General features: G+C 70.4%; 9 protein-coding genes and 1 pseudogene. 5 read left to right on the top strand and 5 right to left on the bottom strand.

What is annotated here, in order from left to right; all coding sequences use genetic code 11:
• Positions 1-153: 153 nt before the first annotated feature.
• The 3 genes from HKK72_RS27505 (at position 154) to HKK72_RS27495 (ending at position 2,481) form a co-directional block, all read left to right on the top strand.
• Positions 154-588, top strand: coding sequence for an OsmC family protein (locus HKK72_RS27505; RefSeq protein ID WP_187237340.1), 435 nt, complete (start codon positions 154-156; stop codon positions 586-588).
• Positions 589-794: 206 nt separating this feature from the next.
• A complete protein-coding gene (locus HKK72_RS27500; protein ID WP_187237339.1) occupies positions 795-1,676 on the top strand; it encodes a phosphatase PAP2 family protein in 882 nt (293 codons plus the stop codon).
• A 13-nt stretch (positions 1,677-1,689) separates the two neighbouring features.
• Positions 1,690-2,481 (top strand): phosphatase PAP2 family protein, encoded by a 792-nt coding sequence (locus tag HKK72_RS27495; protein ID WP_187237338.1) that lies wholly within the window; start codon positions 1,690-1,692, stop codon positions 2,479-2,481.
• Between the two features lie 66 nt (positions 2,482-2,547).
• Here HKK72_RS27495 and HKK72_RS27490 read toward each other — a convergent pair whose 3' ends face one another.
• Positions 2,548-5,682 carry a bifunctional [glutamine synthetase] adenylyltransferase/[glutamine synthetase]-adenylyl-L-tyrosine phosphorylase gene (locus HKK72_RS27490; protein ID WP_187237341.1) on the bottom strand — a complete coding sequence of 1,045 codons (3,135 nt, stop codon included), beginning with the start codon at positions 5,680-5,682 and terminating at the stop codon, positions 2,548-2,550.
• Positions 5,683-5,916: 234 nt separating this feature from the next.
• Between HKK72_RS27490 and HKK72_RS27485 the strand changes: the two genes are divergently transcribed.
• A complete protein-coding gene (locus HKK72_RS27485; protein WP_187237337.1) occupies positions 5,917-7,341 on the top strand; it encodes an FG-GAP-like repeat-containing protein in 1,425 nt (474 codons plus the stop codon).
• A 150-nt stretch (positions 7,342-7,491) separates the two neighbouring features.
• Here the strand turns inward: HKK72_RS27485 and glnA are convergent, their stop codons facing one another.
• Positions 7,492-8,853: a type I glutamate--ammonia ligase gene (gene glnA / locus HKK72_RS27480; RefSeq protein ID WP_187237336.1), complete on the bottom strand. Its 1,362-nt coding sequence runs from the start codon at positions 8,851-8,853 to the stop codon at positions 7,492-7,494.
• A 172-nt stretch (positions 8,854-9,025) separates the two neighbouring features.
• Here glnA and HKK72_RS27475 point away from each other — a divergent pair, with 172 nt between their 5' ends.
• Positions 9,026-10,798 (top strand): NAD+ synthase, encoded by a 1,773-nt coding sequence (locus tag HKK72_RS27475; protein WP_187237335.1) that lies wholly within the window; start codon positions 9,026-9,028, stop codon positions 10,796-10,798.
• Positions 10,799-10,856: 58 nt separating this feature from the next.
• On the opposite strand, the gene HKK72_RS27470 is transcribed toward HKK72_RS27475, so the two are convergent.
• The 3 genes and pseudogenes from HKK72_RS27470 to HKK72_RS27460 form a co-directional block, all read right to left on the bottom strand.
• The gene (locus HKK72_RS27470) at positions 10,857-12,953 is read right to left on the bottom strand and encodes a SpoIIE family protein phosphatase (RefSeq protein ID WP_187237334.1); all 2,097 of its coding nucleotides are present in this window, start codon (positions 12,951-12,953) and stop codon (positions 10,857-10,859) included.
• A 227-nt stretch (positions 12,954-13,180) separates the two neighbouring features.
• On the bottom strand, positions 13,181-13,786 hold the full coding sequence (locus tag HKK72_RS27465) for a TetR/AcrR family transcriptional regulator (RefSeq protein WP_187237333.1): 606 nt from the start codon (positions 13,784-13,786) through the stop codon (positions 13,181-13,183).
• A gap of 14 nt (positions 13,787-13,800) precedes the next feature.
• Positions 13,801-14,166 (bottom strand): annotated as a pseudogene (locus tag HKK72_RS27460) (MFS transporter); the annotation flags it as partial.

The following is a 14,166-nucleotide window of genomic DNA, read 5'->3' as shown; positions in this document are numbered from 1 at the left end:
GTCGACGGCCTTTCGCATGTGTCCTGCCGCACGTGTCCTGCGCGGTGCGCGCCGGGGGCGACGGCGGCATCCTGAGAGTTCTCCCACAGTGGCGCATGGGAAGAACAGCGGTCGGCACCGTGTTGTCACGGTCAGGCGATCAAGGGAGATGCCATGACGTCGGTGCAGGTGGAGCGCACGATCGAGGGTGGTTTCCGTGCCCGCAACCAGCGGGGCGCGGAGGTGAGTGTTGGCGACTCGGAGCAGGACGGGTCGTTCACACCGGTGGAACTGCTGCTCGCCGCCCTCGGCGGTTGCGAGATCGTCAGCATCGAGCCGCTGACCGCCAAGCGCGGTCATCGACTGGTGCGGCTGGAGTCGACCGTGACCGCCGAGAAGGTGGCGCCGACCCGGCTCGGCCAGATCACCGTCACCTACGAGATCGAGTTGCCCGAAGGCGACGAGAAGGCGGCCGAGGTCTTCACCGATGTCGCACGGCGGGTGCACGAGAGCTACTGCACGGTCGGCAACGCCCTGAAGGTCCCGACCGCGGTCGAGCAGATCCTGCCCAGCCTCGACGGCCCGCCCACCGGTGAGCCCGACGGCTGACCGCATCGCCGGCCACGAGCGGCCTGACACCTCAGGGCGCCACCGGCGCCCTTTGCCTCACGCCCGCCGATGGGATCCCCCTCGGGATTGTCCCGTTCTCCCCCTAGCGACCCTGGGTCCACATCAGGGACGTACTACTCAAGGGTGAGAACAAGACCATTCGCGCTGGTGATCTATTAGCGGCCTATTACCGGAAAAATCTAAGCATGGCTCAAACCCTCCTGCCTGCCTCGAGCGGTAGGACCGCAACGCGCTCACCGGCGGCCGCGCAGCTCGCGTCTCGCCCGGAGCGGCCAAAGGCGGCCGCCCCGCCGCTTTGGCGCGAACTCCTTGTGCTCGTCATTTCCTACCTCGCCTATACGCTCACCCGTCTCGTGCTCGACCCGACGAGCACGTCGAGCGCGTTCACGCACGCCGATCAGGTTCTCGGCTTCGAACGAATGCTGGGGCTGGACGTCGAGCTCGGACTCAACCAGGCGCTGCTCGACGTTCCGTGGCTGGCCCGCGCGGCCAATCTGTTCTATGCCACTGCGCATTTCGCGGTGACCCTGAGCGTCATGATCTGGCTCTATCGCTATCGGCCGCGGTATTACCGCTGGTTTCGCACCTCGCTGATAGCCGCGACGGCGATAGCGCTGGTGGGCTTCTGGGTCTATCCCCTGGCTCCGCCCAGATTTCTGCCCGGCCACGGGTTCGTCGACCCGGTGACGGCACTGGACACGCTCGGCCTCTATTCGGCGCCGGGTTCCGGGGCCCTGACCAACCAGTACGCCGCCATGCCCTCCATGCACGCGGGTTGGGCGCTCTGGTGTGGTTTCATCCTCGTGCTACTCGCGACGCAGCGGTGGGCTAAGGTGCTCGGCATGCTCTATCCGGCGACGACCATCCTCGTGATCCTGGCGACGGCGAACCATTACGTGCTCGACGTCGTGGCCGGAATCACCCTGATCGTCGGCGCGCTGAGCGCCTCATGGTGGTTCTACCGCAGATCCCTCATCTTGAAGAAGGATGGTGTGGTCCTCCGTGAGGCGGACCTGCCGGCGCACAGCCCGGCATTTTCGGGTGATGTTCGCCAGTTCGGGGTTTGAGAGTCTATAGATCATGGTCAGGTCCCCAGCCTCTCTCGTCAGTCCCTCCGGGATCCGAGAGGTAGAGCCGGACCGACGATCCGGGCGGCCCCGGCTGTGGGCCGAACTCCTGCTCATCGCCGTGTGCTACGGCGCGTACTCGGTCGTGCGGAATCTGGTGCCAACGCAGCATGCCGCCGCGATGCAGCGGGCCCATGAGATCCTCGAAGCCGAGAGGGCCCTGCACCTGGACTTCGAGTTCGCGGTGAACCAGTTCTTCGTGGACACCCGATGGCTCGGCGTCACCGCGAACTACTACTACGCGACGTTGCACTTCATCGTGACGATCGGTGTGCTGGTCTGGCTGTACGCCTGGCATCCGCATCACTACGTGACCTACCGGTGGCTGCTGTTCGGCACCACGATCACTGCGCTGATCGGCTTCTGGTTCTATCCCCTCGCCCCACCGCGCTTCCTGCCCGGATACGTCGACACCGTGGTGGCCTTCAACACCTGGGGCCTGTACGACTCGTCACCGATCGCCACGGTGTCCAACCAGTACGCGGCCATGCCGTCGCTGCACACGGCGTGGTCGCTGTGGTGCGCGCTGGCCGTGATCACAATCGTCCGGAGCAGGTGGGTCAAGATCGTTGCTGCCGGCTATCCGATCGTCACCGTGGTGGTGATCCTCGGCACGTCCAACCACTTCATCCTCGACGCGGTCGGCGGTGGTGCGGTGCTGGCCGGCGGTTACGTTCTCACCCAGACGCTCACCTGGGCGGCCGGACCCGCTCAGCGGCTGTGCCGCATCGGCGTGGGCACGTGACCGGGCGGGCGTGACCGGGCGGCTGCCCCGGAGTGACCCGCCGAGCCCACGGCCGCTCATCGAAGGTCAATCGTCGACGGCCCCGTAGAAGACGCGCTCGACGACGGCCCGGGCTCGCCGGGCGCATCGGCGGTAGGCCTCGAGCAGGTCCCCCGAGCCGGGATAGCCGAGCACTCTGGTCACCGCGGAACGCTCCCGGTGGTGGTCGGTCGGCAGCGTGTCGGACGGACGTCCCCGTACGAGCATGAGAACGCCGCGGATGCGGGTGGCCAGCTGCCACGCGTCCGAGAGCGTCTCGGCGTCGCCCCGATCGAGCAGGCCCGCCTCGACCGCGGCCGTGAGGGCGGCGAGGGTGCGGGTGGTGCGCAGGCCCGGTACCTCATGGGCGTGCTGCAACTGCAGAAGCTGAACGACCCACTCCACGTCCGACAGCCCGCCGGGCCCCAGCTTCGTGTGCAGGCGCCGCTCGACGCCGCGCGGCAGCCGCTCGGACTCCATCCGGGCCTTGAGCCGCCGGATCTCGCGGACGGCGACCTCGTCGATGCCGCCCTCGGGCCACCGCACCGGATCGATGAGCGCCCGGAACCGTTCGCCCAGCTCCGCATCGCCGATGATCGGATCGGCCCGCAGCAGCGCCTGGCTCTCCCACGGCGCCGACCACCTCGCGTAGTAGGCGGCGTACGACGCGAGAGTGCGCACGAGCGGTCCCTGCCGGCCCTCGGGGCGCAGGTTCGGGTCGATCACCAGCGGCGGGTCCGAGGCGGGCAGCGCCAGCAGCCGCCTCAGCTCCTCGGCCACGGCGTGCGCCGCGCTCGACGCCGCGCGCTCATCGGCCCCGGGCAGCGGATCATGCACGAACATCACGTCGGCGTCGCTGCCATAGCCGAGCTCGTGTCCGCCGAACCGGCCCATCGCCACCACCGCCATCCGGGTCGGCAGAGCGGCGCGGCGCTCGATCTCGATCTTGTGGATGGCCATCTGAAGAGCCGCCTCGATCGTGACGGCGGCGATGTCGGTGAGCGCCTCGCCCACCGTGGGGACGTCGATGAGACCGAGCAGGTCGGCCACCGCCACCCGGAACAACTCGCGGCGGCGCACCCCGCGCACGGCCGCGACGGCGTCCTCGGCCGACCGGGAACGCTCACCCGCCACCTGCGCCGAGGGCTCCCCGGCCACGGACGCGCTGTCGGCCTCGGATCGGCGGCGGACCGCGGCGAGGGCCTCGTCGAGCAGGACCTGGTGCGGGCGGGGGGTGAGCTGTGAGTCGCCGTCCCCGCCCCGGGGACGGGAACCCTTGTCGCCCGCGGCGCCGCCGAGCATCACGACGGCTTCGGGCGCACGGAGCAGCAGGTCGGTGACGTACCTGCTCGAGGCCAGCAGGCGCGCCATCCGCTCGGCCACGGCGACGTCGTCGCGAAGCAGCCGCAGATACCACGGGGTGGCGCCCAGTGCGTCACTGACCTGACGGAATCCGAGCAGCCCGGCATCCGGGTCTGGCGCGTCGGCGAACCAGCCGAGCATCACGGGCAGCAGCGTGCGCTGGATGGCCGCGCGCCGGGACACACCGCTGGTGAGCGCCTCGATATGCCGCAGCGCCCCGGCCGGGTCGACGAAGCCGAGGGCCTCCAGCCTGGCCTTGGCCGCCGCGGGGGTGAGCCGCGACTCCTCGCTCGGCAGCCGCGCCACGGCCCGCAGAAGCGGCCGGTAGAAGAGCTTCTCGTGGATCCTGCGCACACCCCGGGCGTGCCGGCGCCAGAGGGCCACGAACTCGCCCATCGGGTCGGAACGCAGCCCGAGGGCCCTACCGAGACGGCGCAGGCCCTCGTCGTCGTCGGGCACCAGGTGAGTGCGCCGCAACCGGTGCAGCTGGATCAGATGCTCTACCCGGCGCAGGAACCGGTAGGCGGCGGCCAGCGCCGCGGCGTCGTCCCGTCCGACGTACCCGCCGTTGGAGAGGGCCTCCAGTGCGACGAGCGTCGTGCGGCTGCGCAGGCTCTCGTCCACGCGGCCGTGCACGAGCTGCAGCAGCTGAACGGCGAACTCCACGTCCCGCAGGCCTCCGGGGCCGAGTTTCAGCTGCCGCTCCGCCTCGCTATCGTCCGCCCGCTCGAGCAGGCGGCTCTCGACGCGGCGCCGCATCGTCTGCACGTCCTCGACGAAGCTCTCGCCCTCGGGCGCGCTCCACACGAGCGGGGTGAGAGCGTCGATGTAGGCCTGGCCCAGGTCGACGTCCCCGGCCAGCGGCCGGGCCTTGAGGAGCGCCTGGAACTCCCACGTCTTCGCCCATCGCTCGTAGTAGGCGCGGTGGCTGGCGAGGGTGCGCACGAGGGGGCCGGCCTTGCCCTCGGGCCGTAGAGCCGGGTCGACCTCCCACAGGTTGCCCTCGGGCGTACTCGCCGAGCAGGCCCGCATCAGCGCCGACGCGAGCCGCGTGGCGGTACGGAGCGCCGCTTCCTCGGGTGCGCCGGGCGCGGGCTCGGCTACGAAGATCACGTCGACGTCACTGACGTAGTTGAGCTCCCGCCCGCCGCACTTGCCCATGCCTATGACGGCCAGCCGGCAGTGGTCGGCGTCCGGCGTCTCCACCCGGGCGATCGCCAGAGCCGCCTCAAGAGCGGCGGCGGCCAGATCCGAGAGTTCCGCGGCGACCTCGTCCACGGCGCAGATTCCGGTGAGATCTCGCCCGGCGAGATGCAGGAGGTGGCGCCGGTACTCGACCCGCAGCGCCACGAGCGTGTCCGGCGAGGCGTCGCGGGCGTACGGTGACGCTGCGCCCGGATCGGCCCCGACCGCCCTTAGCAGATCGGCTCGGAGCGTTCCAGTCTCAGGGGGGCGCAGTGCCTCGTCGCCGGCCAGGACCGTCCAGTGCTCGGGATGCAGGGCAAGATGATTACCGAGAGCGGCGCTCACCCCGAGTACCGCCAGCACCCGCTCCCGGGTCCGGGGCTCACGCGCGAAGGTCGCGAGCAGGCGCGCCGTGCCCTCTCCGGAGCCGGCGAGCAGCCGGAGCAGGCCACTGAGAGCGAGATCCGGGTCGGCGGTGGCGCCGAGGGCGTCGATCAGTTCGTCGGCGACCGTGATGCCGGTCTCGGACTCGGTGTCGGCGAGCAGCCGCTGGGCCCGGGTCGCATCGCTGAAGCCGAGCCGCGCCAACCGGCTCGTGAGAGACGGACGACGATCCGGAGTCCATTGCTCGCTCACGCTCACGGATCCACCGTAACGGGACAAGCGGCAGCCACAAGGCAAATGATCCCGCTATCGGTTTTCGGGCCCGGCGAAAGCGGTGGTCGCGATGGCCGTTCACTCAGGCGCGTCTTGACACCCAGGCGATCGTGTGCAGCGCTGCCGCCCGCCCCTGCACTCAAAACGCAATGTAAACCCGTGGACAACACAGGGCGTCTTCCGCATAACCCCCCCCGCGACGAGGAGACATTAATGAGGTTTCGCTCTGTCATCACCATGGGAGCCGCCGTGGCGGTCGCCATGGCGCTCGGCACAGTACCGGCCGGCGCTTCGGCGGCGGCCCCGGCGGGCGCCGGGGACTTCAACGGCGACGGCCGCCGCGACACCGCCTTCGGCAGCCCGTTCGGCTATGTCGGCGGGGTGAGGGGCGGCTTCGTGACGGTGGTGTACGGCGGCGCCACCGGCCTCGACCCGGCGACACGGAAGGAGCTCTCACAGAACAGCGCGGGCGTCCCCGGAAGTGTCGCCGCGAACAACCAGTTCGGGGCCTCGCTCGCCTCGGCCGACTTCGACCGGGACGGCTACGCCGACCTGGCCGTCGGCGCGCCCGGCGAGAAGGTCGGGGAGTTCACCCACGGAGGGACCGTGTCGATCGTGTACGGGAGTGCCGCCGGGCTGTCCGGCCGCACCGCGCGCATCGCGCTCGACGACGCCCACCAGAGCCACACCGGCCGGTTCGGCGAGTCGCTGGCCATCGCGGACTTCTCCTCCGACGGAGCCCCGGATCTCGCCGTCAGTGCCCCTGCCGACCGGGCCTTCTGGACCTACGGCGGGCTCGGTGGCGGAGGCACCGCCGGCACCCGCGTGCCGTTGGACGACGATCAGTTCTTCGTCCAGGAACTGCGTCTGACCGCGGCCGACTTCACCGGGGACGGCCGGGCCGACCTCACCGCTAGCCGGCAGGAGTCGATCGACGGTGTCATGGGCGGGCGGGTGGACCTCTACGCCGGGTCCGCCTCCGGGCTCACGCTGCTGAGGTCCTACGCCGCCGAGGGCGGACGTGCGGCGGCCGCCGGTGACATCAACGGCGACGGCAGGGTCGACCTGGTCACGCGCGTGTTCCATTTCGAAGATGACGAGGCGAACGGCGGCACGGTGGCGGTGAACCTCGGAACCGGTACCGGCTTCCGCCGGCAGTTGCTCCTCACCCAGGACACCGCCGGGGTTCCGGGCACCGGCGAGGAGGGCGACGCCTTCGGCGCCGACCTGGCCGTCGGCGACTTCAACGGCGATGGCAGGGCGGACGTCGGGATCGGCGCGCCAGGCGAGGCCATCGGCACCGTGAACCGCGCGGGGGCCTTCACCGTGCTGTACGGAGGTTCGAGCGGGTTGACGACGACCGGTGCCGTGCAGATCGGCCAGAACACCTCGGGTGTGCCCGGCAACGCGGAGTCGGGCGATCTGTTCGGCGGCGAGCTCTCGGCCGCCGACATCACGGGGGACGGCAAGGCCGACCTCACCGTCGCCGCGCGGGGCGAGGACACCAGCGAGGGCGCGGTCTGGCTGTTCCCCGGCGCCACTTCGGGCCTGACCGGCACGGGCAGCACCGCCCTCAACACCACCAATCTCGGGATCACCGGTCGCGGCGCCCAGCTCGGCGACGTCATCCTGCCCTGACACGGCGCACCCGCGTGCGGCCCCGGGCACGGCCGCGCGGCCTCGTAGGGCCCGGACGGCCTCAGCGGGTCTGGGAGGGGCTCGTAGGGCCCGGCACGGCAGGACGGCCCGGCACGGCCGCACCGGCCGTGCCGGGCCGTCCCATGCCGGTCAGAGCACCGCGATGTAGCGCTTTCGCTCGTACTCCGTCACCTGGCGCCGGTAGTCCTCCCACTCCGCCCGCTTGTTGCGCAGGAAGAAGTCGAAGACGTGCTCGCCCAGCACCTCGGCCATCAGCTCGCTGTGCTCCATGGCGTGGATGGCCTCGTCGAGGTCCTGTGGCAGGGGCGCGATGCCGAGGGCACGGCGTTCCGCGGAGCTCAGCGCCCACACGTCGTCCTCGGCGCCGGGCGGCAGCTCGTAGCCGCCCTCGATGCCCTTGAGCCCCGCCCCGAGGATGGCCGCGAACGCGAGGTAGGGGTTGCACGCGGTGTCGAGCGAACGGAACTCGATCCGGGTGGCGTGACCCTTCTGCGGCTTGTACATGGGCACCCGGACCAGTGCCGACCGGTTGTTGTGCCCCCAGCACACGTAGGAGGGGGCCTCTCCCCCGGCGCCCGCCGAGGCCCCGACGCCGCCCCACAGGCGCTTGTAGGAGTTGACCCACTGGTTGCAGACCGCGGTGATCTCGGCGGAGTGCCGGAGCAGGCCGGCGATGAACGCGCGGCCGACCTTGGACAGCTGGAACTCCGCCCCCGGCTCGTAGAAGGCGTTGCGGTCGCCCTCGAACAGGGACATGTGCGTGTGCATGCCCGAGCCGGGATGGTCGGTGAAGGGCTTGGGCATGAACGAGGCCCACACCCCCTGCTCCAGCGCGACCTCCTTCATGACCAGCCGGAACGTCATGATGTTGTCGGCGGTGGTGAGCGCGTCGGCGTAGCGAAGATCGATCTCCTGCTGGCCCGGGGCGCCCTCGTGGTGGCTGTACTCCACCGAGATGCCCATCGACTCCAGCATCATGATCGCATTGCGCCGGAAGTCGTGGGCGGTGCTGTGCGGCGTGTGGTCGAAATAGCCGCCGGAGTCGATCGGCTCCGGCTCGCGCCCGTCCTCAGGGCGGTCCTTCAGCAGGAAGAACTCGACCTCGGGATGGGTGTAGAACGTGAATCCCAGATCCGCGGCGCGGCCCAGGGCCCGTTTGAGGACGAAACGCGGATCGGCGAAGCTCGGCGTCTCGTCCGGCATGAGGATGTCGCAGAACATCCGGCCGACGCCCGGCGACTCGGCCCGCCACGGCAGCACCTGGAACGTCGAGGGATCCGGCTTGGCGATCATGTCCGCCTCGTAGATCCGCGCGAAGCCCTCGATCGCCGAGCCGTCGAATCCGATCCCCTCGGAGAAGGCGCCTTCGAGCTCCGCGGGAGCGACGGCCACGGACTTGAGGAACCCGAGCACGTCGGTGAACCACAGCCGGATGAACCGGATGTCGCGCTCCTCGAGTGTGCGAAGCACGAACTCCTGCTGACGGTCCACGACCACTTCCCCCTTGACCTGTTGATCGATTCGATGAGCGGCGATCGCGCCGCTCTAGCAGACACGTATGGTGACTTACCAGTCTGCCTTGTCTCTGTTTCCGCAACGTAACAGAGGCATGGGGGTGCCCGTCCGCGGCAGGGGCCGCCCAGGCTCCCCCTAGGCTGGGAGCGTGGCTCAATTGCGCATCGCACTCGCTCAGGTCGGCCCGACGGTCGGCGATCTTCAGGGCAACGCCGAGCTGGTGATCGCCTGGAGCAGGCGCGCCGCCGAGGCGGGCGCTCACCTCGCGGTCTTTCCCGAGATGGCGCTGACCGGCTACCCGGTCGAGGACCTCGTTCTGCGGAAGTCCTTCGTCGACGCCTCCATCGAGACGCTCGAGGCCACCGCGCGGCGGCTCCGCGACGAGGGGCTCGGCGAACTGGCGGTGGTCGTCGGCTACGTCGACCGGCGCTCCGACGTCCGCCATCGGGTCGGTCAGCCGTCGGGAGCGCCGTTGGACGCCGCCGCGCTCCTGCACCGGGGCGAGGTGATCGTCCGTACCGCCAAGCACCATCTGCCCAACTACGGCGTCTTTGACGAGTACCGCTACTTCATCCGAGGTGACCGGCTGCCCGTCGTCCGGCTGCACGGGGTCGACGTGGCGATCGCCGTGTGCGAGGACCTCTGGCAGGACGGCGGCCCGGTGGCGGTGACCCGCGAGGCCGGGGCGGCGCTGCTGGTCGTGCCGAACGCCTCGCCGTACGAGCGGTTCAAGGACGACGTCCGGCTGGAGCTGTGCGCGCGGCGGGCCCGCGAGGCCGGAGCGGCGCTCGCCTACGTCAACATGGTCGGCGGTCAGGACGAACTGGTCTTCGACGGCGACTCCCTCATCGTGAGCGCCTCGGGGGAGCTCCTCGCGCGCGGCGCCGCCTTCACCGAGGACCTGCTGGTCGCCGATCTCGAACTGCCCGCGGCGGCGAGTCCGTTCACCCCTGGGCAGACGTCCGTGGACGCCCACGACGGCAGCGTGATGACCATCGACCGGCACCTCGTCTCGGCCGAACCGCTCGCGCCGTACGAACCCGCCGCACCGCCGCGCGCCGAGCCGCTGGACGACTGCGCCGAGGTCTACGGCGCGCTGGTCCTCGGGGTCCGCGACTACGTGCGCAAGAACGGTTTCGAGTCGGTCATCCTCGGCCTGTCCGGCGGGGTCGACTCCGCGCTCGTGGCCACGATCGCCATGGACGCGATCGGGGCCGAGAACGTGCACGCCGTGCTCATGCCGAGCCGTTACTCCAGCGACCACTCGATCACCGACGCCGAGGAGCTGGTCAAGCGGCAGGGCATCAATGCCCGGACGGTACCGATCCGCGACATCGTGGAGGCCTACGAGGCCGATCTGGACCTGCACGGGCTGGCGGCCGAGAACCTGCAGGCCCGTGTCCGCGGGAACATCCTCATGGGCCTGTCCAACGAGCACGGCCATCTGGTGCTGACGACCGGCAACAAGAGCGAGCTGGCCACCGGCTACTCGACTCTGTACGGCGACTCGGCCGGTGGCTTCGGCCCGATCAAGGACGTGCCCAAGACGCTCGTGTTCAAGCTGTGCGAATGGCGCAACGAGCGGGCCGGCTCGGCCCCGCAGCCCATCCCGCGCAACATCATCGACAAGCCGCCGTCCGCCGAGCTCCGGCCGGGCCAGCGCGACACCGACTCGCTGCCCGAGTACGACGTGCTCGACGCGCTGCTCGACGACTACGTCGAGAAGGACCTCGGCCACGACGCGCTGATCGCGGCCGGCCACGACGCCGATCTGGTCGACCGCGTCATCCGGATGGTCGACCGGGCGGAGTACAAGCGCCGCCAGTACCCGCCGGGCCCGAAGATCTCGCCGAAGAACTTCGGCCGCGACCGCCGCCTGCCGATCACCAACGCCTGGCGCGAACCCTCCGCCCGCCCCTGACGTCCCGGCCCCCGGTGATCTGGTGGCCTCGCGCCGACCAGATCACCGCAGGGCGCGTCTAGCGGTGGTGGAACTCGCCGGGCCAGGCCGCCGTCGGTACTTCCTCGGCGTGCTCCATGCCGGGCACCATCTGTTCGCACCAGACCACCTTGCCGGCCGCGGTGCGCCGGCTGCCCCACCGGTGTGCCATCTGGCTGACGATCACCAGGCCGCGGCCGTTCTCATCGTCGTCGGCCGCGTGCCTGAGCCGGGGCAACGCCGCGGACCGGTCCAATACCTCGCAGAACAGCGTGCGCTCGAGCAGCAGGCGCAGCTCGATCGGCCCCGTGGCGTAGTTGAGCGCGTTCGTGATCATCTCGGAGGCGAGCAGCTCGGTGGAGTAGGACAGATCGTCGAGCTGCCACTCCGCCAGCTGCGTGCGGACCAGTCCGCGGGCCCGCCGGACCGCCGCGGGATCGGCGGGCAGGGTCCACGACACCCGCCGGTTCTCGTCGAGGCGGCGCAGCCGGGCGATGAGCACCGCGATGTCGTCACGGTGGTGGTCGCCGTACACACCGTCGAGGGTGGCCTTGGCCAGATCCTCCATCGGCTGGCTCGGCGAGTCGGGGCCGAAGATCCCGCGGAGCCGGGCCAGCCCGTCGTCGATGTCGCGCCCGCGGCTCTCCACCAGCCCGTCGGTGTAGATGACGAACAGGCTTCCGTCCTCGACGGTGAACTCCCGGCTCTCGATCGCCGCTCCTCCGGCCACCCCGAGCGGCGGTGCCGGCGGCACCTCCAGGAGCTCGTTGGAACCGTCCGGGTGCACCAGCAGTGGCGGCAGATGACCCGCTGAGGCGATCTCCAGGGTGCCTGTGGTCGCGTCGTAGACCGCGTAGACACAGGTGGCGAAGTGCGGCTCCTGCTCACCGAGCTCGACCATGAGCTCGTGCATGACGTGCAGGGCCTCGGCGGGCGGGAGTTCGAGGTTGGCGAGCGTGTGCAGCGCGGTGCGCAGCCGGCCCATGGTGACCGCCGCCCGCACACCGTGCCCGGCGACGTCGCCGACGATCAGCGCGGCGCGGGCACCGGGCAGCGCGAGGGACTCGTACCAGTCCCCGCCCACCTCGATGAGCTTGCTGCCGGGCAGGTAGCGGTGTCGGACCTCCACCGAGGAGGGTGCTGACAGCCGGTTCGGCAGCAGGCTGCGCTGAAGGGCGAGCGCGGTGGCCCGCTCGCGGCTGAACAGCCTGGCGTTGTCGATGACGATCGCGGCGCGGGCGGCGAACTCCATGCCGATCTCGATGTCGTAGGCGTCGAAGCGCCGGAATCCGGGCACCCGGGTGCACACGATCAGGCCGAGCAGTGTCTTGTTCGCGATCAGCGGCAGCAGCACCATGGACACGTCCGTCAGCAGGTCCGCGACGGGTCCGCGACGCCAGATCTCAGCGATCTTGGCGGCCGCGTCGGCGTCGACCTGCTGCACGTGCACCGGTGTGGCCGCCTCGAGGCACTCGGAGTAGGGGGTGCCCGCCGGGTAGACGAGCACCTCGCCGGCGGGGAGCGTGGAAGGCCATGCGGGGTTGCCGTCGTCGGCGGTGAGCGCCAGCCTGCGGAGCACGGCCGAGCCGTTGGTGGCGTCGCCGTGGACCTCGTCCGCGGCGACCAGGCTCTCCAGCACGAGCAGTTCGGCGACGTTGCAGAAGTGGGGGGCGATCACATCGATCAGCCCGCGCGCGGTCTGGTCCAGGTCGAGGGAGTTGCCGAAGCGGGTGAGCGGGTCGTCGAGCAGCGCGCGGCGCATGTGCGCCGGGTCCTGGAAGGGCGCGGTGGGCGGCAGCGCGACGCGGATGTGCAGGAGTGCCGCGACCCCCTCGCCCTCGGCCACCATCGGCTGGGCGGTGACGACGGCCTCGTTGACGGTGCCGTTCTCTCCCTTCACGGTCAGCACCGCGGTGCGATCCTGACCGGCCCGGATGGCATCGAGGAGGGACTCGACCTTCTCCTTCTCCTCCTCGACGAGCGCGGTGGCGTGCAGCCCGATCAGCGACTCGGGCTCGGAGCCGATAACACTTGTCGCGTTCTGGCCACATTGCACTATCTTCCCGGAATCGTTGATTCCGAGAACGAGAGTCCGGGACGCCGAATCGGCGGGGGGCGCGTTACCCTTTCGCGCCATGACGGATCTCACCTGTCGCGCTCCTGACGGCCGGCCCTCGGTCCACTATCACTTTCGCCAGTATGCGGTATGCCGAGGCTCGGTGAGAGTGGAGAGCAGATCTATAGACTTGGAACCGTATAGGTAACCAGGAAATCCGCAAGGGTGGACGGCCGTGTAACCGAAAAGTCGCCGTGACGGCCGGGATCGGCCGATTACCTTTCGTGCCCGGTCACGGGGTTCGCACTTCACGCGGCGAAGCCGCGCATCGCGGTGTCGACCACCCGCTCCGCGACGTCGTCGGCAAGTTCCTCGTCTGGGGCGAGCGCCTGGACCTGCATGGTCATCGCACCGACGATCACGGACAGGGCCATCTCGACGTCGAGGTCCGGCCGCAGCTCTCCGGCCTCGACGCCCCGGCGCAGGACGCCGCGCATCACCTCGCGCCGGGGTTCGATGACGTCCCGCCGCAGCTTGCTTGCGAGCTCGGGATGCTTGTGCCGGCTACCGATGACGTTCCAGACGCAGTCGATGCGCCGGTCGGCCCGGCCCGACCGCACCGCCCGGGTCAGCGCGATCAGATCCTCCCGGACCGACCGCCCGGGCAACTCGGGCAGGGGCGCCTTCAGCGCGGCCACGGCGTCGACGATCAACGCCTCCTTGTTGGGCCATCGCCGGTAGATGGTGGTCTTGCCGACGCCCGCCCGTGCCGCGACCGCCTCGATCGACACGCCGGCGACGCCCGCCTCCTCCACGAGGAGGTCGAGCGTAGCCTCGATGATGGCCTTCTCCGCGCGCTCGCTGCGCGGGCGTCCCGGTGGGCGCGCACAGAGCGGCTCCGTCGTCTCAGTCATCCCGGCTCACCGTTTCACACGCCGGCCGCCTCCCGCTGCCGGGACGACGCGGATTCCGCACGCGAGTCGGCGGCGCGTTTCCCCGGCATCCAGCGCAGCACCACGAGGGCGCCGATGAAGGCGACGACGGCCGACGCCACGGCGGCGGTGTGCATCGCGTGCACGAACGCGGCGTGCGCCGGCGCGATCAGGTCCTGTCCCGCGGCGCCCATCCGCTCGGCGACGGCCATGGTTCCGCCGATCGACTCGCCGGCGGTGTGCCGGGCGCCCTCCGGCAGCCCCCCGAGGGGCTCCGACATCTCATTCCGATAGACCGACGACACCACCGAGCCGAGAATGGCCACCCCGAGGGCGACCGCGACCTGGCGGGCCGTGTTGTT

Origin of the sequence: Actinomadura sp. HBU206391, assembly GCF_014323665.1 — a bacterium.
GTDB lineage: Bacteria > Actinomycetota > Actinomycetes > Streptosporangiales > Streptosporangiaceae > Actinomadura_C.
Note: the sequence above shows the minus strand (reverse complement) of the source record. Positions and strands in the feature narration are given on the sequence as shown.

What these genes read in the sequence shown, in the direction of transcription:
- HKK72_RS27470 (WP_187237334.1), bottom strand. Translation starts at nt 12,953, where the DNA reads ATGGCGCGAAAGGGTAACGCGCCCCCCGCCGATTCGGCGTCCCGGACT.
- HKK72_RS27500 (WP_187237339.1), top strand. Translation starts at nt 795, where the DNA reads ATGGCTCAAACCCTCCTGCCTGCCTCGAGCGGTAGGACCGCAACGCGC.
- HKK72_RS27465 (WP_187237333.1), bottom strand. Translation starts at nt 13,786, where the DNA reads ATGACTGAGACGACGGAGCCGCTCTGTGCGCGCCCACCGGGACGCCCG.
- HKK72_RS27505 (WP_187237340.1), top strand. Translation starts at nt 154, where the DNA reads ATGACGTCGGTGCAGGTGGAGCGCACGATCGAGGGTGGTTTCCGTGCC.
- HKK72_RS27495 (WP_187237338.1), top strand. Translation starts at nt 1,690, where the DNA reads ATGGTCAGGTCCCCAGCCTCTCTCGTCAGTCCCTCCGGGATCCGAGAG.
- HKK72_RS27485 (WP_187237337.1), top strand. Translation starts at nt 5,917, where the DNA reads ATGAGGTTTCGCTCTGTCATCACCATGGGAGCCGCCGTGGCGGTCGCC.